General features: G+C 56.1%; 17 protein-coding genes. 10 read left to right on the forward strand and 7 right to left on the reverse strand.

All coding sequences use genetic code 11. The features are described from left to right. Positions 1-3: 3 nt before the first annotated feature. The 5 genes from U4Z64_RS35550 to U4Z64_RS35570 all read right to left on the reverse strand — a co-directional run bounded on the left by U4Z64_RS35550 (position 4) and on the right by U4Z64_RS35570 (position 7,940). A complete protein-coding gene (locus U4Z64_RS35550; protein ID WP_321822462.1) occupies positions 4-2,589 on the reverse strand; it encodes an ATP-binding cassette domain-containing protein in 2,586 nt (861 codons plus the stop codon). Positions 2,590-2,647: 58 nt separating this feature from the next. Further along, the gene (locus tag U4Z64_RS35555; protein WP_321822463.1) at positions 2,648-3,817 is read right to left on the reverse strand and encodes a substrate-binding domain-containing protein; all 1,170 of its coding nucleotides are present in this window, start codon (positions 3,815-3,817) and stop codon (positions 2,648-2,650) included. Between the two features lie 64 nt (positions 3,818-3,881). Continuing rightward, positions 3,882-4,670, reverse strand: a complete 789-nt coding sequence (locus tag U4Z64_RS35560; RefSeq protein ID WP_321822464.1) for a glucose 1-dehydrogenase — start codon at positions 4,668-4,670, stop codon at positions 3,882-3,884. Between the two features lie 50 nt (positions 4,671-4,720). Then, a complete protein-coding gene (locus U4Z64_RS35565) occupies positions 4,721-6,451 on the reverse strand; it encodes a class I adenylate-forming enzyme family protein (RefSeq protein ID WP_321822465.1) in 1,731 nt (576 codons plus the stop codon). Positions 6,452-7,136: 685 nt separating this feature from the next. Then, positions 7,137-7,940, reverse strand: coding sequence for a helix-turn-helix transcriptional regulator (locus tag U4Z64_RS35570; RefSeq protein WP_321822466.1), 804 nt, complete (start codon positions 7,938-7,940; stop codon positions 7,137-7,139). 1,339 nt (positions 7,941-9,279) lie between these two features. Between U4Z64_RS35570 and U4Z64_RS35575 the strand changes: the two genes are divergently transcribed. The 9 genes from U4Z64_RS35575 to U4Z64_RS35615 all read left to right on the forward strand — a co-directional run bounded on the left by U4Z64_RS35575 (position 9,280) and on the right by U4Z64_RS35615 (position 18,459). Then, positions 9,280-10,002 carry a hypothetical protein gene (locus tag U4Z64_RS35575; protein ID WP_321822467.1) on the forward strand — a complete coding sequence of 241 codons (723 nt, stop codon included), beginning with the start codon at positions 9,280-9,282 and terminating at the stop codon, positions 10,000-10,002. Further along, the gene (locus U4Z64_RS35580; RefSeq protein WP_321822468.1) at positions 9,989-10,987 is read left to right on the forward strand and encodes a 3-keto-5-aminohexanoate cleavage protein; all 999 of its coding nucleotides are present in this window, start codon (positions 9,989-9,991) and stop codon (positions 10,985-10,987) included. Before U4Z64_RS35575 ends, U4Z64_RS35580 begins: the two co-directional genes overlap by 14 nt. Positions 10,988-11,024: 37 nt before the next feature. Beyond that, positions 11,025-11,795: an SDR family NAD(P)-dependent oxidoreductase gene (locus tag U4Z64_RS35585; RefSeq protein ID WP_321822469.1), complete on the forward strand. Its 771-nt coding sequence runs from the start codon at positions 11,025-11,027 to the stop codon at positions 11,793-11,795. 7 nt (positions 11,796-11,802) lie between these two features. Then, positions 11,803-12,582, forward strand: a complete 780-nt coding sequence (locus U4Z64_RS35590; protein ID WP_321822470.1) for an SDR family oxidoreductase — start codon at positions 11,803-11,805, stop codon at positions 12,580-12,582. 606 nt (positions 12,583-13,188) lie between these two features. Further along, complete coding sequence (locus U4Z64_RS35595; protein ID WP_321822471.1) at positions 13,189-14,490, forward strand: NAD(P)-binding protein; 1,302 nt, start codon at positions 13,189-13,191, stop codon at positions 14,488-14,490. A gap of 75 nt (positions 14,491-14,565) precedes the next feature. Further along, entirely contained in the window at positions 14,566-15,033 is a 468-nt protein-coding gene (locus U4Z64_RS35600; protein ID WP_321822472.1) for a flavodoxin domain-containing protein, read from the forward strand. A gap of 133 nt (positions 15,034-15,166) precedes the next feature. After that, the gene (locus tag U4Z64_RS35605; RefSeq protein ID WP_415750626.1) at positions 15,167-16,531 is read left to right on the forward strand and encodes an aminotransferase; all 1,365 of its coding nucleotides are present in this window, start codon (positions 15,167-15,169) and stop codon (positions 16,529-16,531) included. A gap of 252 nt (positions 16,532-16,783) precedes the next feature. Further along, a complete protein-coding gene (locus U4Z64_RS35610) occupies positions 16,784-17,446 on the forward strand; it encodes a TetR/AcrR family transcriptional regulator (RefSeq protein WP_321822474.1) in 663 nt (220 codons plus the stop codon). A gap of 107 nt (positions 17,447-17,553) precedes the next feature. Continuing rightward, positions 17,554-18,459, forward strand: a complete 906-nt coding sequence (locus U4Z64_RS35615) for an SDR family oxidoreductase (protein ID WP_321822475.1) — start codon at positions 17,554-17,556, stop codon at positions 18,457-18,459. 320 nt (positions 18,460-18,779) lie between these two features. On the opposite strand, the gene U4Z64_RS35620 is transcribed toward U4Z64_RS35615, so the two are convergent. Continuing rightward, positions 18,780-19,982: a cytochrome P450 gene (locus U4Z64_RS35620; RefSeq protein WP_321822476.1), complete on the reverse strand. Its 1,203-nt coding sequence runs from the start codon at positions 19,980-19,982 to the stop codon at positions 18,780-18,782. Positions 19,983-20,962: 980 nt separating this feature from the next. Between U4Z64_RS35620 and U4Z64_RS35625 the strand changes: the two genes are divergently transcribed. After that, entirely contained in the window at positions 20,963-21,655 is a 693-nt protein-coding gene (locus U4Z64_RS35625; RefSeq protein ID WP_321822477.1) for a TetR/AcrR family transcriptional regulator, read from the forward strand. Between the two features lie 969 nt (positions 21,656-22,624). Here the strand turns inward: U4Z64_RS35625 and U4Z64_RS35630 are convergent. Then, on the reverse strand, positions 22,625-24,127 hold the full coding sequence (locus U4Z64_RS35630; RefSeq protein WP_321822478.1) for an APC family permease: 1,503 nt from the start codon (positions 24,125-24,127) through the stop codon (positions 22,625-22,627). Positions 24,128-24,896 lie beyond the last annotated feature (769 nt).

Consider the following 24,896-nt stretch of genomic DNA (forward strand, 5'->3'; position numbering starts at 1 on the left):
AGCCTACTGCGATAGAAAACGCTCTGCCTTGCCAGCACATGCCGATCGTGCGGTTAAGAATCTCATTACGTTACGGTTTCCTGAGTATAGAAACACCGCTGTCAATGTCATTGCTCCACCTGCAATCAACCCGGTTGCAGAACTCAGGCCAAGAATCGATATCACGTTGACAATCAGCGTGAAGAAAAATGCGCCCAGCAGTGCGCCCGAGAAGGAGCCACGTCCACCACTGAGCGCTGCCCCACCTAGCACCGACGCGGCAACGCTGGTCAATGCATAATTCTGGCCGACTGTTGGATGTCCAACGCCAACCTCCGCGCCCAGAAATATTCCGGCACATGCACTTAGAAATGCGCAGACGATGTAGGCTCGGATATGAATCCACGTCACACGCGCACCATTTCGTCTCGCCGCCTCCTCCCTGAACCCGGTTGCCTTGACTTCAAGCCCGGAACGGGTGCGATGGAGCCAGAAGTCAAAGCATATCGCCAGCACGATCAACACAATGCATGAGACTGGTATGAAATCAATGTGAGACCGCAGCAGATCGGCGAGGTCGCTGCTTATCAAACCGCCTGGTATCGGTCTGCCAACCAGCGCAAATCCCTGAAGAATGCTGAGGGATGCAATCGTTGTGATTATTGCGTTAACCTGAACAAACCGGATTACCGCCCCGTTGACGAGCCCGATTACGAGTCCGGCAACCAGACAAGCTAGAACTCCAGCCGATATTTCTAGGGAGGTTCCTCCCTGAGCAACCACGTAGGAAGCCAGGACCACAATAAGACTCATCACTGAGCCAACCGAGATGTCGATGCCTCGAACAATTAAAACGTTCAGTTGGGCCATCGCAACTAGTCCGGTAGGCGTAAGTGCATACAGCAGATGCCGGATGTTGATGCCTTTCAGGAAGACTTCGCTTTCTCCCGCCGCATAGGCACTGACCAGAAATGAGAGAATGGTGAGCAGGACGATGGGTAGTATCGCGTCGGCGCTCCCATTAGCGAAACGCTTCTTCAACGTCGCGTACCGATCACGGTCATTTTCCGGTTCTAGGCGGCCACTGTCCCCGATAACTTCCGACCCACGCGCGGTGAGGAAACTTGTGACAATACGCTCCTCGGTTACGTCTTCCCCGGCAAGCTCTTTGATAATGCGCCCACGAGAAAAGACCAGCACCCGATCACAGATCGTAGCCAGTTCCTGCGCATCCGATGAGTTGATCACACAACAGCCATTTTCACGGATGTTCTCCTGAATCGCGCCATAGATCTCATAGCGGGCGCCGGCGTCGACCCCTTGCGTGGGCTCGTCGAGGAGAACGGCTCGTGCTCCGGATCGAAAGCAACGCGCGAGCATAGCCTTTTGCTGGTTCCCACCGGAAAGTCCGCGGATAGGTGCATTGAGGTTGGCTGCGGCAACGCCAAAGTCCCGCCTCATAGCCTCACCATAGCCAATTTCGGCAGCGGCTCGAAGCACTCCAAACCGGAGAAACCTGCCTAAAATTGGCAGAACCATGTTCTTTCGGACCCCGAGCTCAGGAAACATCGCTTCGCCCTTTCTGTCCGCACTGAGATAAAGAATGCCTCCCCGCAAGGCAACAGCAGGCGATGACGTGTCGACGACACGACCGCCACACTCAACATAACCGTCGGTGCGCGAGTCCAGTCCGACGAGAGCCCGCAACGCCTCGCGCTGTCCATTTCCCTCCGCACCCGCAAGACCAACTATCTCTCCTAGGTAAACGTCGTACGATACTTTGTGAAATCCATCTCCAGATAAGTCCCTGATTCGCAGTAACTCCTGTGTCGAGTGACTTTTGCGCGTTTCCATTTGTGCGGCCTCGATATCCCGGCCCACCATCAGGGTTACAAGCTCACTCTCTTCCATATCCGGTCGTACCGGATAGGTTCCTCGATAAACACCATCTCTCAGAATCGTGACTCGCTCAGCCAATTCAAGAATCTCGGGCAAGCGGTGGCTGATGTAGATGACGCCCGTGCCGCAGGCTGTGACGTCCTGCAGGACATCATTCAGTTTTTTCACGCCCGCAAGATCCAATGTAGACGTCGGCTCATCCAGGATTAGAACTCGCGGTTTCGACTGAAGCGCTTTCACGATTTCAACGAACTGTCGCTGCGCAGGCGTCAGATCTGCGACGATGTCAGCAGGCGAGATGTCAACACCGTACGGCCGGAGCTCCGCTTCGGCCCAGGGCATCAAATCCTGGTAGCTGACGTTCAAGCCACCAGCTGCAAGGAGAAGGTTCTCGGCAACCGTCAGCTCAAGGATCAGCGAATCGTCCTGATAGACGGTCGCGAGCCCCAGTTCGCGAGCCGCGCGTGGATCGGACACTGCCAGCAGCGAACCGCCGATATGCACCGTGCCGCTGTCCGGCTTGACAGCGCCACTCGCGATCTTCATGAGTGTGCTCTTCCCGGAGCCGTTCTCCCCAAGAATCGCGTGAATCTCTCCAGCACGACATTCGATGCTGACGTGGTCCAGCGCCCGGACACCAGGGTAGGTCTTCGAAACATCGCTGAGGCGGAGAACAACCGCTCGGGCGTCGTTACAGACAGATTCGTTCATGGTCTAGGTCATCCGTTGAGCAGGAGTTATCTCAAGCGTTTCATGAGCGAAAAATGGATCACTTGGGAAACATCGCCTTGAGCGTCGCTGGATCCACCAAGGTTGAAAGCGATGTTTCCATTGGCAGGTCACGGTTACAGAGTCCCTTCCTCGCGGGTTTCATTGAAAACGGTACGTAGATCGTGCTCGGGATGTGAGCGCCGGATCTCACCATCATCGCCGCTGTCAACGAAATTCTGGCCGTGAAGTTTCCGCCTGACGAGTAGTAAATGCGAAAATTCGGGTTATTTAACGACTCCCAGTCGCAGAACAGGCCCTGTTCGTCCGTGCGCAACGTCACAACGGTATTAATTGGCCGGCCGGCCGCCTTGTAGGCGCGAAGCGCAGCCCGAAATCCGTCGGCGTACTCATAGAGCCAGCCATCAAAATTTCCATATTGGGATAGCGCAGCCGAGATCGCCTGAAAAGTGCCCTCCTGGGTCCAATTGGTATCGATGCGCGTCAGGATCTTGAGGCCAAGCTTGCTTGTCTGCTTTGTGGCGCAGTTCTGCCACTCGGAACTGATGGTATTACCGGGCGTCCCGCCAAGTGCGACCACCGACTTCGCCGAAGGATTGTCCCTAACGATGGTGTTTACAAACTCCTGCCCGAGGGCGCAGATATTCTCGTGAACGCTAGTCGGGTAGTCCTTCCCTGGCGCGCCCGCTTCCGTGCCGTTGTTCAGGACAACCGTAATGCCGGCTTCCCTTGCCTCCCGCACGGTCGGTGCTAGTGCGGCTCCGGAATCCGCGTAAAGAACGATCACGTTGACGCCTTGCGCGATGTATGAGTTCAGATCCGAGATAGCTTTCGATACGTCCCCCCGTGCTGACGAATACTGAATCTTGCCGATTTCCGGATACGTCAACGCCTGCTGGATGAACTCCATCTCGGTCACGCGACGCCAGACGTTCTCGCCAAATCCATCTGCGTACGCCACTGACAGCTTCCCGCCTGTTCCTGTCGTACACCCATTGGCCTTCCAGCATTGCAACGCCTTGGCTCGCTGTGCATCGGTCAAGGGGCGTGCAGCACGTTGAAAGGAATCCGTCACTACCGGATCTGCCAGGGAAGTTCCCAACCGGCTTTGCATCAGCTGCGTTGCAGTATCCGCGAACACGGCTGACGGCGTTGTAAAGTAGCAAACCGCAGCAGCGGCTATATATCGGATAATGATTTTATTTAGCATGATTGACTCTCGATATTTGCCGTCTGACTGCGGCCTCCTGCCATCTACGGTCTCTTGTCGAAGCTCAGATGAGCACCATCCCGCCGTCGACCATGATGGTCTGCCCCGTAATGTAGTCGGACGCATCAGACGCGAGGAAGGTCGTGACACCTGCAACATCCTTCGGGGTCGACACACGGCCCAGCAGGATGCCCTGCGAGAAGTCCTTGATCAGCTGATCCGGCTTTGACGTGACGCCGTACTTCCGGGAATCTTCGTCGAGCTGGGTCCAGAGTTCGGTTGCCACCACACCCGGCGCGAAACAGTTCACCGTGATCTTGTGTTCACCCAGCGCCCGCGCGGCAGCCTGAGTCAATGCAACCACCGCGAACTTCGATGCGCAATAATGTGCGTAAAGCGGCCAGCCCTGTTTGCCGCCAATCGACGTAGTGTTGATGATCTTTCCTCCGCCGCCTTGGGCGATCATCTGGCGCGCCGCCTCCTGCGTTCCGATCAGCACGCCCCGCCCGTTGATGGCCATGATTCTGTCGAAGTCGCTATCGGTGACTTCCAGGAACGGACAGGTTTGACTAATGCCTGCGTTGTTGAACATGACATCGAGTCGACCGAACCTGCTCACAACCTCCGAGATCATCGACTTGACCTGCTCTCGATTCGCGACATCCAGCGCGGTCGCAAAAGCCTGTCCACCTGCGCCCTTGATTTCTTCAGCCACCTGGGAGGCGCCATCGCGGTTGAGGTCCGCGACCACAACGTGTGCGCCGTTTTTGGCCAGATCCGCTGCAATACCAGCCCCGATCCCGCGCCCAGCACCAGTCACAACAATAACCTTGTCTTTGACAGATCCGCTCATTTTCGTCTCCTATATCGTACTTTTTAAAAAATGAGGATTGAGCTACTTCCCTAGGCTCTCCCCCCGGAAATCTGGGTCAGGCGGTCAATAGCCTTATCCCTCAATTCCTTCTTCAGCAGCTTTCCGTTCTGGTTCCGAGGAAGATTCACATGCTCGATCTGCCAGAAATCCGGAATTTTGTAATCGGCGATTCTCTCATGAAGAAATTCCTTGATTTGTTCAGATCCTCCAAGCTTCGAATCAATCTTCAGCTTAACGAAAGCAAATACACGCTCCCCCAACACCTCGTCTGGAGTCCCAACTACGGCACACTCTTCGACTTCGGAATGTCCCATGATTGCATTTTCGACCTCGGCACTGAACACCTTGAAACCACCGCGGTTAATCATGTCTTTAATTCGATCGTGAACGTATAGAAGTCCGTCTGAATTCCTGCTACCAACATCCCCGCTCTTCCAGAAACCATTCAGGAAGGCGCTTTTTGTAGCCTCACTGTTATTCCAGTAGCCGGGGCTCACATTCGGGCCACGAATCCAGAACTCACCACTCTCTCCAACTGGTACAGTCTCGCCGTGTTCGTCCACGACCCGGATTTCCGTGCATTCAAGGGCGAGTCCGACGCTTGCCGGTGCCGTTGCAGTGAGCTCCGGCGCCATGATTGTGCATACTGCACAGGTCTCCGTCGCGCCGTATGCGTTGATCATCCGGAGCGTCGGTGCGATGCTGGAAAACCGCTCAATCGTGGCCGGCGGCATGATCGCGCCGCCGTAGACGCCGTACTTCCATGACGACAGGTCGTACTCGTGAGTCGCCTCATTCATTGCAATCAGCTGGTACATCGATGGAACGAGGACTGCGTAGGTGATCCGCTCGCGCTCGATCAACTCGAGTATCCGCTTGACCTTGAACTCCCGAACCATCACGATAGTTCCGCCAGACGCAAGAGTGACGGAAACAAGCGGTCCAAAACCCGCAATGTGCGTCGCTGGGACGGTCAGGATACTTCGCTGTGGTCTGTCGATTGCCAGCGCATACAGGTAATGCAGGCACGTATGAATGAAATTTCCATGCGTCAAACACGCTCCCTTTGGCTTCCCGGTTGTGCCCGACGTGTAGACAATCATCATTACGTCGTTGCTATTCAATTTAGGAAGCGGCGGCTCTCCATTCGAATTTTGTAGTTCGTCAAATGATCTCGCGTCTCCTGCGATGCCATCGACAAGCCAAGTTGCCCTAAGACTGCTTCTACAAGGAAATTTTTTATACCACTCGGTCGCGGTAATGGCGAAGACCGGCGCTGCATCAGAGACAATATATTCAACCTCCGCTGTCCCCAGTCTGGTGCCAAGCGGAATGGCAATACCGCCGGCCCGAACACATGCGAGCATTGCAACGAGGTATTCAAGACGGTTGTCGAGCATGACAGCTACGCGATCGCCGCGGACCAACCCTGCCTCGACCATCCCTCGCGCCGTTACTTCGATCAAGGTGTTGAGTTCGCTGTACGTGACGCGGCGTTCACCGCACACGACCGCCTCCGCCGATATGTTCCGGTCAACGGCGTCGCGGAACATTGCGTCATATGAGGCTGGCCTTACCGTGTATGTACGGTACTCCCCCTCATTCCCGTCCAGCGCGCAAACGACATTCACGCTTTCATCGACACGCCAGCGCCCTACGCTATGGGTCCCTAACGGCTGGCCCCAACGGTCGTGGTTGGGCGATTGATCGAACGCTCCTTCACGGGGGACTCCGTGGTACAGATCCTTTTCCGATGCCATTTGTCGTTCCTTTACCTGTTCAATCTTTTAACCGGGCCCAGCACCTGCAGCGATCGTTCGCTTTCGTGCGGTTCACCATCGCCCGGTCATGAAATTCTTGACCGGCTTGATTATTCTTACACGCGCATATGCATCATGTTATCGATCTCTCTAATTTTGAGCGTCTTAGCGAGGGACAAACATCACGCCGAAAGTGACACTTCTTCGTCTATTTTCTTCATATTTGATTAGGTATACAAAATATTCCAAGACGTCAATCTCAAACTTTCACTTCGTGTATGCTATCCGTCATCTTCCGGAATCTTTCACTAGATTGCTTTAACCACATCACTCGTGCATGGACGTCTTTTATCGGTTAACGAACCCGCGACAACCGCCCCATTTGTCCATCGATACCCGCAGGACAATAGGGAAAATTTTCCGAGCGTTTCGCCTGAGACGGTCAGCTTGCTAGAATCACGGGACGAGACATGCAGTCACGACATCGTGGCAATATCGAACTCGACCAACCAACTTTGCGTGTCAGATGACGGACGAGACCGCTATCCGCACTGCTTAAGCTTGCTTCCGGGCCAGACTGCTCGAACTGGCACTCCTGCGGCCCCCAAGCGGGATCGCGGAATTCTCTATCCGTCCCACCTGTGCAATCGACTGTTGTCACGGGGTGCCATGTGCCGCCAGATGATCAGGTCCCAAGTGAAGCGGAGGTGTCACTGTCGCTGAAGTACTTACTAGGGAGTACTCCCGTCACTCGTCTAAACATCGATGAGAACGCTGCCAATGTTTCATACCCCAAGTCGCTGGCGACCGACGTGACGGACTCACCTTGACTAAGCCTGGAAAGTGCAATGAAGACACGTGCTTGTTGTCGCCATGTGAAGAACGACATACCGAATTCGGATTGAAACTTGCGCGCCATCGTACGCTTCGATGCCCCGACAATGTTTCCCCATTCCTCGAGTCCCAAAGGTGAGCCCGGGTCGTCGAGTACGGCTTGGCAAATTTTTGCCAGTCGCTTGTCACGGCCGCTAGGGAGCGGAAGAGCATCCTCTGATGGTCTCGCCGGCTCCGTCATGAGTTGCGTCATCTCAGTGACAAGCAGACGCGATACCTGGCGATCTATTTCGCGCAAGTCTTCGGACGCGCGTATCGCAACAACCCGTAAGATAAGTTCACGCAGAAGCGGAGTTACTGAAAGCGTTCGCGGTGCCTCCGCAGCATTCTCTTGCAGGGCCTCTGGATCGACGTACACCGTACGAAGTTGCACCGCGCCGCGCGCACGCATTTTGTGGTTGACGTCCGGTGGCACCCAAACCGCGCGCATCGGCGGGACTAACCAGAGACCTCGCTGTGTCGTTACTTCCATTACGCCCGAAACGGCGTAGACCAACTGGCCGTGCCGATGACGATGTTCCTCGATCATGTGGCCGCTGGGTAAGTTAGCTGCCTTACCAATCACATTGCCGCCAATCTGTGCTGCGCTCTCCATGATTTTCAACTCCGCCACCTTTGCTAGCGAACGTACGTTAGCTTTAACTATGAACCGGAACGCCTTCAATGTCGCTACACAGAAACCCCAACGCAACATTGCTGGTCCGAGGGGCCCGACTGCCAGACTGCACCGGTGAGATGACCGGCGGTTGCGGACCACCGCCCACATCAATTGCCATCACACACCCGACAGATCGCCCCAATTTGATGATAATCAAAAGCTCGTTTGCGCAATTAAAGAGGGCTCGATGGCTTGCCGGACCCACCGATCGCCCACCCCATGCTGTTTTCAAAGAGTTTGAGGTGGGCATAGTCGCGCGCTAGCAGCGCCGCTTATGCAAACATGCGAACGACGCGCGCACCACAAGCGCACCGCGCTAACCGACATTTTTTGTTGCCGAAATCTGATTATCTAGGGGACGGGCTTCCGCCCCAAAATGAGCCGTGGATCAATTGTAGGTCGCTCGCGCAGGCGAGCTAACCGGCAAAAGCGTGAGCCTTGTGGCCTGCTGCAGGAATGTTCCTGGCAAAGCTGCGTGCAATGAATCGTGCCAACCGGTGATCCATGACCATCGCTTCGCACGCGTTTCCGCCAGTCTCCTACCAATTTTCCCAGTCTTAATTCCAGGCACTACCTCGCCAGCCATGCGGGAGGCATCGCGCTCACACCGTTCCCTACAAGCGCCAGCAACTGCGAAGTGAACCAGGTGCTGCCGCTCATTGAGGCCAAGCCGCCCAGTCGCCATGGGCGCCGGCGACCACTGTCAATCCAGTTTCTGTGTTTGGACGGATCGTGGATTCGACACCGAAGAATATCGAAAGCCGTGGCACGCGACCGTGATCGAAACCTAGTCCACCAGTCTGGGGAATCACACGCAAGCTCTCTGGACATGACTCGCTGGATGGTCCGGCATACCGTCGCCGGCTGTGCAACTTCGTGCGACAACACCCTACGCGCGGCTCGTGCTCATACGCAAGGCGTCCAGATTTACCACCCGCATCACTTGCGGGCAACGCCGACATGACGTAGGTGGATAGCGCTTCCCGGGTGGAAGCGGTGTGACGCCGCCTATGTGCAACCATTCAGTGACGCGGAACTTTATCGATGCCGCATCCCAATCTGTCTCAATGGGCAAGTACCGCCTGATAGCTCGAGGCAGCACTCTTTCGACCAGACAGCGGAACGTGATCATCACAAAGCCGTAATCCTGAAACTGTCCCATTTCGCGTACATTTTGGCCCCCCTCCCCCCGGCGGTTTCTCGCTCAGTTCCCTACCATGCGTTCTGTGACGACTCCCCGCTGGGCGCCACGGAATTCAGACCAACCGGCATCAGGATGCTTACCCCGCGTCCGCAACAACTAGCGAGCTTTACGAAAGTGATACAGGCAATTGTTACCCGCGAAAATCATGTCGATCCTTCGATCCTGATCGAGACGGTCGGCATGCTCAGGGCGACGGGAATCCAGGCGTATGACTTCGAGATTGATGAGATCTGCTCCTGTTGTGATCGCTCGCCGCGAGGAATTGATTCCAGCCCCCCAGTTCCGCGCATCTTTATTTGCTGCGTTGACAAACGCCTCTCGACAGTTGACTCACTTCGGGACAGCGCGGGTTTCCAATTGGCTGCTGCCGCGGCGAATGATGGGGCCGCAACCCTGACGGTTCGACATTGTGTCGGCGATGAAGGTATGGCGGCTAACCGCTCGGCTGAATATGTTGCCGAAGTCGCAGTGCACCTCTTCGACGCGCCTCCCCCGCACCCCGCCGTTGTCCACCTGGACCTGCATGCGGCGCCCGGATTCCGACGAGCACGACTGTCCCGCGTGGGTGAGGAGGGTGATGCATTCACTTTTCCGATTGGAGAGCACCATCTGACGCTCACTCCAATCGCCCTGGACACCACTCAAACCCCCGCAGTCAATGCATGGGCATCAAACCTCCTTGAGAAGATGCAGCCGTGCGAACCACAAGGCATGGGGTGCACGTGTTGCGCTGGTACTTCTTTTTTCACCCAACTGATCTGCAACCAAAGGAACTCTGAAAATGACGAAAATTGATTGGGAACGCATTGAACGAAGCGTCGCGCGCGACCATGGCCGAATGATCTGGAAGCCCTATGGCGCGCCGCAGATTCTCAGCCTTGAGCGTTCTGCGCTGCATGATGCACCAATCTCAGTCCCGTGGGCTATCCCCGAGAAGCTCGCGGTCTCGGTCGCCATTACCGGGGCGTTTTTCCGCCATGACCAGAATCCGCACCAGGCTTTAACCCCGAAGGCCATCCGCGAATCTGCCGAAGAGGTTCTCATCGCGGGCGCCAGCACCGTTCACATCCACGTGCGTGACGACGAAGGGTTCAACGTCCTCTCTCCGTCGCGTTTCCGAGAGGTAATCGAGCCGTTGAAGGCCAAATATCCGGACCTCGCTGTCGATGGATGTCTCGTACCGGCACTTGATGGCGAATGGGAAGAGATGAAAAAGGTTCTCGATTCTGGGTTGCTCGACGCAGCGCCAGTGAATACGACGGTCACGTATATCGGTGATTCCCTTTTTGCCAAGCCTGCGCCGTTGATGATGGAGAAAACCCGGCTCATTGTCGAGTCCGGCGCCATCCCCGAGATCGCGGTCTACACCGACGCGGACGTCTCCAACGCTGACCGGTTCCTGCTCAAGAGCGGGCTATTGAAGACGCCGGCCGTGTGGCTCATCCTGCCCGCGCTTCCCGGCTGCAGCCCAATGGACAATCCGCGGCAGATGATTGAAGGATTGACGCGAAGCGTCGGCGCCATTCGTGACATCGACCCGGACGCGTTCATCATGGTATGTGCAGCAGGCCGAGCCTCGATGTACGTCGCCACGCTTGCCGCCCTGATGGGGCTGCATATCCGCGTCGGTATGGAGGATACCTACTGGTTGTGGCCCCATCGTGACGATCGTATCCAGTCGAACATGCAAACTTTCGAGCTGGCGCAGAACATCTCCGCAGTAACCGGACGCCCCATCGCGTCGCGCTCCGAATACCGCAAGATGATTGGCGGAAAATAAGCCACCGCACTCCGCGAAAGCTCAAAACGAGGCAAAGATGCGAATCGAAGACAAGGTTGCAGTTGTAACTGGAGGCGCATCAGGCCTCGGCTTGGCTTGCGTGCGCAAGCTGCGCAGACGCGGAGCACACGTAGTGGCGATAGACGCCAATCCAGCCACGCTTGAAACGCTCGAGCAGGAGGGCGTCGCCACATATCAGCTGGACGTGTCAAGCGCTGCGCAGGTCGAAGACGCGTTCGAATCAATCCGCAAGCATATCGGTGCGGCTGCTGTCCTAGTGAACTGTGCTGGCGTCGCAACGCCAGGAACAACAGTCCGACGCTCAGGTGCGATGCCGCTGAACGAATTCCGGCGCATCATCGAGATTAATCTGATCGGCACGCTCAACACGATACGCTGTGCCGCGGCTCATATGATCTCGACGGCCCTAGAGCAAGGACACGACGCCGAGAACGGTGTCATCATCAATACCAGTTCGATCGCCTCAACTGAAGGGCAGATGGGTCAGGCGGCTTACTCTGCGTCAAAGGGCGGAGTATCGGCAATCACGCTTCCGCTTGCGCGCGAGTTAGGAAAGTTTGGTGTTCGCGTCAATGCGATATCTCCGGGAGTCTTCGAAACTCCGATGACAACCCAGTTACCCGAGAAGTCAAGAAAGGTCGTTTTTTCGGCTGTCCCACCTTACCCGCGCAGGCCTGGTTCCGCTGAAGAGTATGCAGACCTGGTCACCTCCATCCTTGAGCAGCCCATGTTGAACGGCACCGTCTTGCGACTGGATGGTGGACTTCGCATGCCCGCTCGATACTGAGACGCATATGGAAATCTCCAATACCGTGGCCGTGGTTACCGGAGCCGACTCTGCGCTCGGGAATGCTGTTGCATTGCTACTCGAAAGCCGGGGCGCGAAGGTCGCACGGCTTGCCACCGACAGCGCAGCACCACACAACCTCCCGTCGTCCAGCTCGCACCTATCATTCGCCGTGAGCATCACTGACCCACGCTCTGTGGAAGCAGCCTTTCGGCACATCGAAGCAACGCTCGGGCCGCCGAGGATACTGGTGAACTGCCACGAATATTGCGATCAATTTCCCATTGCCGAAGCCGATTACCGCAACAACGTATCGCCCTGCTCTTTGGAACGATGCGAGAGAGTCATTACAAGCAACCTTGTCGGTATTTTCGATATCCTGCGTCTGTTTGCGGCGTCCGCCGCCTCCCTTCCACCGAATCAAGGCGGTGAGCGCGGCGTCATCATCAACACAGCCCTGGAAACTGCAGATGACGGCGCAGTCAACGAAGCCGCGTTGGCCGCCGCAGCGGGTGGGCGAATTGCCATGACATTGCCTCTGGCACGGGAACTCGGTCGTTATGGAATCCGGGTCCTGTCCGTTATTGCTTCCAGTTTCGCGGAACCGGCAGCGGACGAGGACCAGTTGGTCTTCTCCATTGAACGTGCGTTCCCGGAGCGCCCGGGCGAACCTCGCGAATTTGCCGAACTCATCGCCGCCCTTATCACGAATCCGATGATGAATGGAACAAGCGTCCGTATCGACGGCGGCGGCCGGATGAAGCCGGCCAATAGCGGCATGATATAGGCAATCGCACTACCAATACCTGGTGATGATATCAACCGGATGCAGCGAGGTGCGACGTACTCCCCTGCTGGCGGTTGATATCGACGTGCCTTGCGCCACCTCCGTCCAGCCGATACGCTCTCCAGACACGCTCGCGGTGGCGCTCGCGAGGTTCGGCATCTGTCGCGCATCCCGCAGATAGTGCACCCCGCGACGGTATCATCCAGCGAATTCGATCCCGCGCCCGCGACCAAATTCCCAATGAATGCGCCTCGCTCCCGCGAGGGACGCGGATCCGCCCGGCTTCGCTCGAGCAGCGGGCGGGCCAGTCCGGACCATTGATCTGATCTGGGCGCCGGTCGCGCGACACACGTGAAGAATCAGCGCCTTGAGCCCGGTTCCAGCTCAGGACAATTGCGCCGGAATGCTCTTCCGAGGGTTCCAGTCGCACCATCAACGAGCTTCATGCACCACACTGGATCCGCCCATTGGCTCGACGCACGCGCGAAAGTCCGGTTCACAACGCATATTGAACTGGCACGGCTCCTGCTTCCATAAGGAAAAACCTAACTTGCGTTCGTAAGTACGAGCACACTAAGCTGGTGTTGTACCTTTGGAGTTACCGATATGTCGACGACAAGACCCACGATTGCTATCGTAGGCAGCGGCCCTTCAGGCTGCTATACGGCACAGTTCCTGCGGCGGCAATGGCCGGATGCGGAGATCACCATATTTGAATCGCTCCCTGCACCGTACGGACTGCTAAGGTATGGCGTAGCCTCCGATCACCAGGGCACAAAGGCCGTTTCAGACCAATTTGATCGGCTGTTCGAGCGTGACGGCGTACGATTGGCCGCCAACATAACTATCGGCACCGATCTCGGGTTTCAGGACATTGCAGAAAATTTCGACGTTGTCGTCAGGGCGACGGGACTCCAGCACGATCGTTATCTCCCGATCGAAACCGATCTGCCTGACGCAATTGTGGGTGCTGGATCGATTCTGAAGGCGCTCAACGGTCACCCGGATCTTGACCACCGGTTATCGAAGAAGGGGCGAGAAATCACACCGCTCGGGCAGCATCTTGCCGTGATCGGGATGGGCAATGTCGCGATGGATGTAGTTCGCATTCTGTGCAAGAGCGAATCCGACCTAGCCGGTAGCGATGTGGACGACGATCGTCTGAAAGCGTTCAAAGCTCACGGGATCTCATCAATCGACATCTTTGGCCGGTCCCCGGTATCCGCGGCGAAGTTTGATCTGTCAATGCTCAAGGAGGTGCTGGCACTTCCGGACGCGAGATTTGAGGTGACAGGCACGGAAGATTTTGATCTTGAGAGCTGCAAAGCGGCAGCATTACTTCGCGATGCGACTCACCAGAGCTCAGCCCGAAGCGTCACCGTCGAATCCAGCGCGAATCCCGTGCAAATCCGGTTTCACTTCCTTGCCGCGCCGCAATCTTTTATGCGCGGAGAACACGGCAACGAGCTTGCGGTCAACCGAACAAATGGGTCAACGCACAATCTGTTTCTGGTCGACACGGTGATCTGTGCTACCGGCTTCACGAATTGCCTCTCAGGTGGAGAGGTGTCCGGAAGCGATGACAGCTGGACTGGCTCAAATGTATTCAAGGTAGGTTGGCTAAATCGCAACGGCAAAGGCACCATTGCTGCAAATCGCAAGGACGCGAAAGAAGTATCTGAGCAGATCGTCACAATGCTCGAATCCGGTCTTCTTAAAGAGAAAGGACGCGGCTTCTCATATGTCGAAGACAAAATAAGATCGAAAATGATCGATTTTGATGGCTGGAGAGAGATTGACAGGTACGAATGCTCCAATTCGCCTTCGCATCGTTGCCGTCGCAAGTTGACCGACGCTTCATTTATGGTTTCGATTGCGCAGCGACAGGCCCTACCCGTTGCCGACTGAGTTTTAATACTTAAGATAAGTAACACCCGCTCACAACATCACGTCACAATATAACCGTTTACAAGGATTATTCGTATGCTTATTCGCATCCTATTTGGAACCGAAAGCGGAAATTCAGAAATGGCGGCTGATGATATCGCCGAATACATTATCGAATCCGGAGCCGAAGCACAGATTATCCCGATGGAGAAGTACGATGTATCGGAACTGGCCGAAGCTGGCGTCGTCATCGTCATTACCTCCACCTATGGTGAAGGCGAACTGCCCGAGACCACCGCGCCTTTCTACGAGGCGCTCAAGAATACACGGCCGGATCTCGGCAACCTGAGATTCGCGGCGTTCGGCTTGGGAGACAGCACATACGATACCTATGGCAACGGGATTGACTTGGTGGCGGGCCTGCTGTTTGAACTCGGTGCTTCACCGGTCGGGGAAATCGGGCGACATGATGCCGCGAAAGGGGAAGCACTCTCCGACGTCGCCGTCGAATGGGCCAACAAGATTCTGCCTCAACTGGTTGAGCTCGCGCATCAGAAAAGCTGACGGCCGGACGGTCGCCAGGTGCATGCCCGATGTCTGTCACCAGTCAGCCACACGCCTTTCGTAGAACCGGGCGGAAAATCCAGCCCGATGACCATCGAGTTAAAGGAGTAAAGCCTTGAACGACGTAAAATTTATGAAATCGCTCGAGACGAAGGATATTGACTATGTCCTTCATCCCCATACGAACCACATCAAACATCGAGAAGTCGGCCCTATCATCATTGAGAAGGGTGACGGCGTGTTTGTCGTTGATAACGCTGGCAAGCGATACCTTGAGGGTATGTCTGGCATGTGGTGCGCTGGCCTCGGCTTTAGCGAAAAGCGCATTGGCGAAGCGGCGAAGCGCCAATACGACACTCTGCCCTTTTATCACGTGTTCGTGCACCGTTCGACTCCACCTACGATCGAGCTTGCCACGAAGCTCATCGAAATGGCCCCGGTGCCAATGAGCAAGGCGTTCTTTAACGCTTCCGGTTCCGAAGCGATCGACACTGTCATTAAGCTCCTCTGGTACCGCTCGAATGCAATGGGCGAACCGAAGCGCAAGAAGATCCTTGCACGCCAACGCGCGTACCACGGCGCCACGATCGCGGCGAACAATCTGACCGGCCTCGATGCGAACCACTGGGGTCATGACCTGATCATGCCGGTGGTACGCCTCACCTGCCCTCATTATTACCACGAGGGATTGCCCGGGGAGACCGAAGATGAGTTTGCGAGCCGCCTGGCCAGCGAGCTCGAACAAAAGATCCTCGCAGAGGGTCCGGAAACGATCTGCTGCTTCATCGGCGAGCCGATCATGGGTGGTGGTGGGGTCATCGTGCCGCCGGCGACCTATTGGGAGAAGATTCAGGCAGTCCTGAAGAAGTACGACATCATCTTCGTCGCCGATGAGGTCATCTGCGGCTTTGGCCGGACGGGCAATATGTTCGGCACTGAGACCTGCAACCTCCAGCCCGACGTGTTGGTGTATTCCAAGCAACTGACGTCCGGCTACATTCCGTTTGCCGCGTTCACGATGAACGAGAAGGCCCTCGGCCCGATCTACGACGCCAGCGAGAAATACGGCGGCATGTGGCACGGTTTTACGACCAGCGGTCATCCGGTCGCTGCCGCGGTGGCCCTCGAGACAATCCGCATCATTGAGCAGGACAACCTTGTCGAAAACGCAGCGAAAATGGGGGAACGCCTCCGACAGGGCTTCCGCCGATATCTCGACCATCCGCTGGTGGGAGAGGTGCGCGGTGTCGGCCTTCTTGCCGGTGTCGAACTTGTCACCGACAAGGAGAAGAAAAAGGCCCTCGACGAGTCCGGACGACTGGGCTACATGGTCGCTGATCGCATGCGTGCGAATGGCGTCATTACCCGCCCAACGGACGACGCCGTTCTGTTTTCTCCGCCCATGATTATTGATACCGACGAGACAGACATGATCGTTGATGCATTTGGTAAGTCGCTCGAAGAGGTAATGAGCGAACTCGAAGGCAGGAAGTACTGATTCGAGTCGTCGTTGGTGGGGCATGCTAACGGGTGTGCCCCAACTCACGTCCCTCCCCTGGTGCACTCTTGCCAGCGGGCGTGCATTGATTCCTCTTCAGGCGACTGCGCAATTCCCTGCCAGAGCGAACGCCTTCGCCGGATGGTCGCTCGCAATCACGCAAATCCCGGATCCGTGCAGGACGTCCATTTTTTGATTCGAACGGAAGGCCTCCGGAGGACGGGGTCGCCACAAACAATTCAGGAAGTAACCATGGGACCTTCCACGCGGATCCTGCAGGTTCGCCACGAGCTCGAGATACATCTTAGGCAGTTTGACTGGTCCGGATTGACTAGCGGACGCAAGAACATCCTGAATGCGTTTCTTAAGGTTGCCACGGCCGAAGGGTACGGTGCCGTGACAATGAGACGCCTGGCCCACGTTCTCGGTATCAAGGCACCCAGTATTTACACTCACTTCCCCAATGGACGGGACGAGATCGTCGGTCAATGCCTCCGGTGGCACTACTACTGCTTTGGGACAGCGGTACTGGAAGCCGTGAAACCAACGCAAGACGCCGATGAGTTCCTGAAAGCCCTGATCAGGGTTCATATCTCACATCAGATTCAAAAGCCTGAGAATAATCTTTGGGATCTGCTTGTTGCAAGTGACAAGATCGGTGGATTCCTGACGTCCGAGACGCGATCAGAGGTTAACTACTGGATATCTCTCTGCTCAAAACTGTACGAAGCTGCTGCGTACGAATACTGCGACATGGATGCCGAATTGAGAGGCCGCCTCGCACTCGCAATTCTGGACAGCGCTTCATCGTGGACTGACTGGAACGGGACATCGAGCGACATCGATCGTTTATGCAACAAGGCATTTCATGCTGTGAAGGGCATCTTCACTTTCAGTGCACTGACGATCGCCTAAGCATCGAATGATTGTCATCTGGATGTCTTGGCGCGGCAGTGGGACGATGATTTTCAGTCGAAGATTCAGTTTCTCCGAATCATCGAGCCACCGAGCCGCGAATTTTCATGAACGTCCAGCAGGGAGCTGCTCATCAGGCCGGGAGCATTCGCACGGAGGATCACGTCCGGCATGCTACGAGCAATTGCAAGGTTTGGTTTTTTTCAGATGTGAAGCATAAGCATATTCTGGATCTGCAGGAACGTGTGATTCTCGTGTTTTCTCATATAGCCAAGGAGTGGCCAATGAACGGAAGGCTTGATGGAAAGAATATTATTGTCGTAGGCGGAACGAGCGGCATGGGCGCCGCGCAGGTCCGGCGCTTCGTAAATGAGGGCGCCAAAGTGCTCGTCGCAAACCGTGACCTCGTGCGGGGCAACGCGTTCGTCAAGGAATTCAACGGAGCCGCTACATTTGTTCAACTTGACGTCAGCAGCGAGGAGGGGTGGGAAAATGTCATCGCAGCTGCTGATGAGTTCTTTCCCGGACCGATCGATGGGTTGGTAAATAACGCAGGGGTGCTCGTCGAAGAGTCGCTCGAAGAAACGAGCCTCGAGATGTTCCGCCGCCTCGTGGATATCATGCAGGTGGGTGCATTCCTCGGAATGAAGTCGGTTGCCCCCTCCATGCGTCGCGCAGGAGGTGGATCCATCATTACGGTTTCGTCGACTGCCGGGATTGTCGGATATCCGAACCTGCTTGCGTACACAACAACGAAATTTGCGGTCAGAGGTATGACGAAGGCCGCAGCGCTGGATCTTGCATCAGCCAATATCCGCGTGAATAGTGTTCATCCGGGAGATACCGAAACACCGATGATTGAGGGTAAAGGTTATACAGCCGATCTGGTGCCCCTGAAGCGCTTTGCCCACCCGGACGAAATTGCGTCCCTCGTTCTGTTCCTGCTGTCGGACGAATCCAGATATATCACTGGCACGGAGCAGGTCATTGACGGGGGCTACACCGCCCACTGAGCCGTTGCGACGATATGAAGCCAGGCGAACCAGCCACAGCCTCGTGAAATCGCTCCCGGAGTGAGATCCACCGTCCGGGGGCGAACACGCAGCCAAATCTCCAGTGTCGGCGCGAATCACTAACCACGGCTTGCGATCACGGAGAAGGAACTCAACTCGACAGTTCGAGCGATTTCCGTAAATAATTCCCTGGATGCCAATTCTGGTGGGCGACGCACGACGATCGATCAATCTCTCACAGCTTGCGAGTCGGGTAAACGGCCGATTCAATGGTAGGGTACGCGGACGCAGGGAAATTCCTGCGTCCGTACTTCGTACCCTTACGCTGCCGACTTCACCACCGAGATCGGCAAGTTCACATAGGCGCGGGACCGTCCGGTGTTATCCATCTCTGGTTCGCCCTCCAGGGTGAATCGGTCCACGTTCTCCGCCAATACCCGGAAAACTGTCTCAATCTCCCCGCGGCTGATAATCTGGCCTGCGCACTGATGCACCCCCATGCCAAAACTCACACCCTGAAGCGCGTTTGCCGGGCGGGTAAGGTCCAACTCGTTTGCATTGGGAAAGACATCCGGATCTCGGTTCGCTGCATCGATGATGAACTTGACGCACTCCCCGACTTTAATCGTCACGCCGTGGATTTCGATTTCTTCCGTCGCAAAGCGTGAAAATGAAAGCTCCGGCGGATACAACCGGTAGATTTCGTTGATAAAAAGCGGTCGCTTGTCCGGTTGAGCCTTGAAAATTTCGTAAGCCTCCGGATGGCGGGCGAAGTATTCAACCCCCGAACTGATGATGTATGAAGGGTTATGACCGCCGGAGCCCCATAGCAGCACCACCGACTGAACCAGTTGCGCTTCGCTGATGTCGCCGTTGTCGTAGCCGCCCAGTAGCGCGTCGGCCATTCCCTCGCCGGGATTTGCGCGCTTCCATTGAAGAAGGTCCCTCACTCGGCCGAACATATATTCGAACGCTTTTGTTGCCCGCTCGTTCTCCTCTTCCCCGGCAGTCTCACTGAGAGCCCGCATCGTCTTGTGCATACAGAAGATTACCGGTTCGAAATCGTCTGCCGGCACCTGTAGCGCGTTACACATTGCGGCATGCGACGGCCCGACCCCCAGCTGCATGTTGGCATCGAAGTGCTCACCGTTAGCCGTTCTGTCCAAATGGTTAAGCACATAGGTTTCCGCTGCCTCAACCCATTTCTGCACAAGTTTTGGTGTGAACCACTTGTTCATGGGCCGGCGGGCAGCCGTATGTTTCGGGGGATCCAGGTTGAGCACTGTCGCCGACAGGGCTTTCCAGGGTCCACTGGGAGCGCCATCCGGCGTAACAATGGAGAGACTTGGCAGCTTCCCGTATCTGACCATGTCCTCGTAACGCGTCACCACGTAGGTACCGTCCAAATCCCGATAGATGGGGAAATTCCGGCGCGCGTTGTCATACCATGGATAGGGATTCGCCACGTACTGTGCGTTACCCCAAGGCAGAATTTCTTTTCTCGCTGTTTCAACTTCGCTCATCTTTCTTCCTGTCCCACGTTGATCGTTCACAAATCCTTTAGCACTCGGCCTACTAACGAACGTTAGCTCGCTAATTTAGACGAAGCATCATCCATGCCAAGTGAGCCCTTCACGGTTGCATGCGGTTCGAGCATCGGCCTGCGCGCAGTCGTGCGCGCTAATGGTGCGCCTTTATACGAAACTGCACCATTGATGAAAATACTGGGACCTATCAGCTCTCTTTCTGAGATACGTTTCGCCCACCAATGTCATCATCGACAAGTGTGCGCACGAGAGACATCTGGATCACAGACACGGGGGCAACCTGCCCGTATTGGCCCTGCCCGTCGAAAGCCGGTGTGTGCCTGACTCGATGGATCGATGGCATGCATGCAGGTCCGTTTGCCTGTCCCTCGCTTGATGGCTCATCCGTATGCGCACTATATCTCCTGGCGCGATATGGGCAGGAAATACTGATGGCAGTGACGAAACCAGCTGCCCATCTTGTCTGATTCTTTCCCAGCGAATATCTGTCGTTTCATTCTGGACCTGGGCCTCAGGACAGGGGAGCCCTGGATATCGCGGGGCAGCCCAGTCTGGGACAAGGCCAGGGTTGTGAGGATGGCCAAGTGCACGACAGGAGGAAGCGCTATCGCGTTCCGCAGTTCATGCCCCATTGGAGCAAGCCGATCGAGCCATCGCCTTGGGGCGCTCCAGCGAACTAGCCTTGAGCCATCGAGCATTGCGTAGTGCCTCCCGCCGTCAATCCCAAATATCAATAATGCGTCTCATTACGGATTCGATCCCCGTACTAGCGAATGTTCGCTATACTTAGACACTGACACCATATCTGGTATTTTTTTGTTCACGCGTTAAACGCGATACACCATATCGCCGAATCCAACCCGGACGCACGAGGTTCATCAATTGGTGTTCCCAGGAGATGCTTCGGGACCTTATTCAGGAGAGTGACTACCTTGCCCACACGAGTGCAGACTGCTATGCGTGAACTGAAGCAGCAGTTGGAAAAATTCGACTGGTCTGAGCAAACGCCGGGCCGCCGCAACATCCTTGATGCCTTTCTCAAGCTCGCCGCATCAATGGGCTACTCCGCCGTATCAATGCGGGTGCTGAGTACCGAGGTAAACCTCAAAGCGCCGAGCATATACTCCCATTTTCCGGGAGGGCGCGATGAGATCGTAGCGGAGGCATTGCGCTGGCACTACTACCGTTTTGGCATGGACGTTATCGAAGCGACAGGTGGTTGCCGAGGCGCGGAGGAATTCTGGGACGCACTCGTCCGGCTCCATGTGATTTGCCAGTTAGAACGACCAGAGTGTGATATGTGGGATCTCGTCGTGGCGACGGACCGGATTGGTGAATTCCTGCAGCCAGAAATCCGCAAGGAAGTCCGTCAATGGCTCGCGATCTGCGAGGGGCTTTACGAGGCAGCTGCGCTTGATATGGGCTATGTCGAGGCAAAGGTCAAATCCCGCATCGTGATGACGCTCCTCAATGGCGCAGGATCCTGGTGCGCATGGAATGGAGACAAGGCTTGTCTCGACGCCTGCGCCCACATGGCGATCGTCGTCACCCGGTCGATTCTGTCTTCAGAAAAAATCGCTCCGGATACAGCGCCAGACAGGCGCAAGGCCGCAAATTCTTCGCGTGCTCGGGTCGATTCCACCCAGTGAGCAGACTCCCCAGGAGCCACCAAAGCATCTCGCCGCTGCACCGTTGTCCTCAGCGAGCTGGTCCCCTTTGTCCTGCATGCGACAGACTCAAGCAACCTGTAACGGAAGTGGTTCACGGTTACGCTGCAGCGGGGAGCATCCCAACTCGCGCGCAACGTCACGCGTACCGCCATATCGGGTTTGCGGAAATGACATGCACGCTCATTCCGGACGAGGACGGTATCTACCCGACCACATACCGCCACGCCTGACGGACTCCCGATGCGGAGCGGCGCTGCAGGTGCCGGATGTCAGATCACCGGGAGCCAGAGGCTCGGCGCGCTGGCGATGCAGCCTTCCACCGGCTTCATTTGCCATCCTGACGAGCCGCTCGTGTTGGACTTGGGTCAGCGAGTCAGGCTATCCGGCAACAGACGCCCGGCGCCTGCCGGGGATGATTTCCGCCAACATGGTGGCGTGCCAGCCCGTCCGCGAAATCCCAGTTTCGCCTGTCAGAATCGTCGCGGAATCGGTAAAGGCAAGGCTCAGGGGAAAAGCTGATCAAGTCCCGCGCTTTGCAGATCCTGCGTCTCCTGTTACGAGGGGATGCATTTTCCCGGCACCGACTGCGAACCAGTCGGAAAATTGAACTGATGGGCGTACTCGCCAAATCGACCCGGGCGACTCCCGACTCCGATCCCCCGTGATGTCATTCAGCATATTTCGGCGCTTGAAGCAGTGTTCCGAATGTCGGTGTGAATATAGCCGCCCGGCCACCTTCGGTCGAAATTCCTGAAGCTCCCGGAATTGCGGGAACGGCTGTTGCCGGTACATCCTGAAAAGAAACGTCGTCCGCTATCCATATGGGCTCGCGCGATCACCTATCTGGCGGTAGGAACGTCCCATTGACATTCACGGAACGTTCCATAAATGCGTCACCCGCTAGTGCGCACTTTGCCAAGGCTACCGCGCGATATCGCCTCCTGCGAATCAATCGTCGACTGCCAGATCAAACAGGCGGTCGGCCCGCCCTAGACTGTCGTATACGTGGGGACGCATCAGCTTGAAGTAAACGGCCAGCAGCGATCCAGCGATCAGGGTTGCCAGCAATACAAACGCCAAGGCATTATTCTCTCCTGGTGCGCCACCGACCACCAGGTCGAAATGCAGAAGTGCAAATACAACTGTCGCCCCCAGTGAGAGCATTGCGATCGCTGGCGCGATATAAATCCTGAAGATGCTGACGCCAGCAGGAACTCCTGCACGGATAAACCACACGATGACGGCCAGACTCACCAGGGTCATGAGAACAATCACGCCGAGAGAACCTAGACCGCACATACGGCCATAGAGTGTGTTTGCATCGACATTGCCCATGATGAACGGCATCATCCCCACCGCCACGCAGACGGCCACCGCTGTTGATGCACGGTGCGGCGAGCGATGCCGACTGTGAACCCGGCCCAGATATATAGGAATCGCCTTGTCAAGCGCGAGATTGAGAACGTAACGGGACAACACGTTATGAATCGAGATGAGTGCTGCGACTACAGAGGCAATCACGAACCCATAGGCAATCTGGGTGAAGATCGGTGCGACGAACACGCCGATTGCATGCGGGAACATCATCGACGGAGTATTCGTTGCTACGTCGACTGCCTTTTGACCGTAAGCCGCAACCATGGTGTACGCGGACAGCGCGTAAAGCACACCGATGAAAAGGACAGCAGCGTACGTTGCCTTTGGGATTGTCCGATCCGGATCACGTACCTCATCCCTGAACAGGGCTGTAGCCTCAAACCCCAGAAACACAAGGATGGCAAAGAGAAGCGTAACAGGGACGTCGCCGTGAAAAAACGCGGCAGGCGTGAGCGGTGCAATCGGGAGACCTTCACTCCCTCCCTTCACGAGAACCGCGACGTTAAAGATCATCACGATCAGCACCTCACCAACCATAGCCAAAGACAGGATCTTGGCGGAAAGTTCGATGTGAAAATACCCCAGGGTGCTGACAATGGCCCAGCCGAGGATGGCCCAAGCCCACCACTCTGTCGAAGGCCCGTGCAGGCTCAAAATGAACGCCTGTACACTGATGCCCAGAAAAGCGTAAGTGCCACCAAGTATGAAAATATACGAGGCGATCGCAAGGAACGCAGCCCCGAGCCCGACGATCTTTCCCAATCCGGAACTGATAAACGAGTAAAAATCACCTGGCTTTGGTACGTGCTTTGCCATGGTCACATACCCGATCGAAAACAAGATCATGAGTACGGTCGTGACGATAAAGGCGAAGCACGCTCCTGCGCCGTCGAAGGTGATCGTGAACGGTATATAACCGGTCACAACTGCGATTGGTGCGGAGAACGCCAGAACAGTCAACGCGAGCGCACGCGCCCCCATTTGACCTGAGAGCCGCTGTTGAGTCGATTCGTTTGCGCCCGTGACGTTCAAAGGCTCAAGTAAGCTTGCTGATGTATTGCTTTCCACCTGCATGTGACAACTCCATACTGGTCCATCTAGTTTGTGGATACCGCTATACTAGTTGGGCTCCTGACAGCAGGGTGTCAGTTGACCCGAGAATTCGCGTGCCAGCACCAGCCCCCAAGAGATTGGAGTCCGAACCCTTTCACCGCTGGATGTTGGTATAGGGGCACGGCTAAAACCGGCCTGCTTATCGCGTCAACGACCAGCCCGGATGGGGCAGAAGCGACCAGTGCGGGAGCCGCAACGCATCGAACCTTTAACGAACGTTAGTTCGTCAAAAAAATAGATGCAATAGCCAGGCAAAAAAGTATCGCAGTTGCTCCGGGTTATCCGGTGGACGTGATGCGATGGCAACCGCTGGGGACGCCAGTTGATGAAGTGAACTGGAACGTGCGCTCAGGCAACATGAACGCTGGAGTTAGGCGGCTCCGCCTCGCTCCCATTTGCCATTGCGCCCCCCCTTCGCTGTCGTTTTATGAACTCATCACAGGAAAGACAACATGAGACGTACGAGCTGCGAGTGCCCCACCTTGGGCGCCCCCTGAAGCACAACGGGTCGATGCAACTATGCCGGCCGGTCGCCTTTGGACCGGGGGCAAGCCTTTGGTCGTGGATCCCGCTAGCATAAGGGTGTATAGGCGAGAAACCTATGACGTTTGTTACCGTATCACAAGTCAGATCGGCCACCCGCCGCGCGGCAGCCAGGATTGCAATCGCGCTCGTCGCAATATGGATAGCCTGGGCTAAGTAGCACCCTATTAGGACGGGCCGGGCCGGG

It is taken from the genome of Burkholderia sp. BCC1996 (genome assembly GCF_905339955.1).
Classification (GTDB): Bacteria; Pseudomonadota; Gammaproteobacteria; order Burkholderiales; family Burkholderiaceae; genus Burkholderia.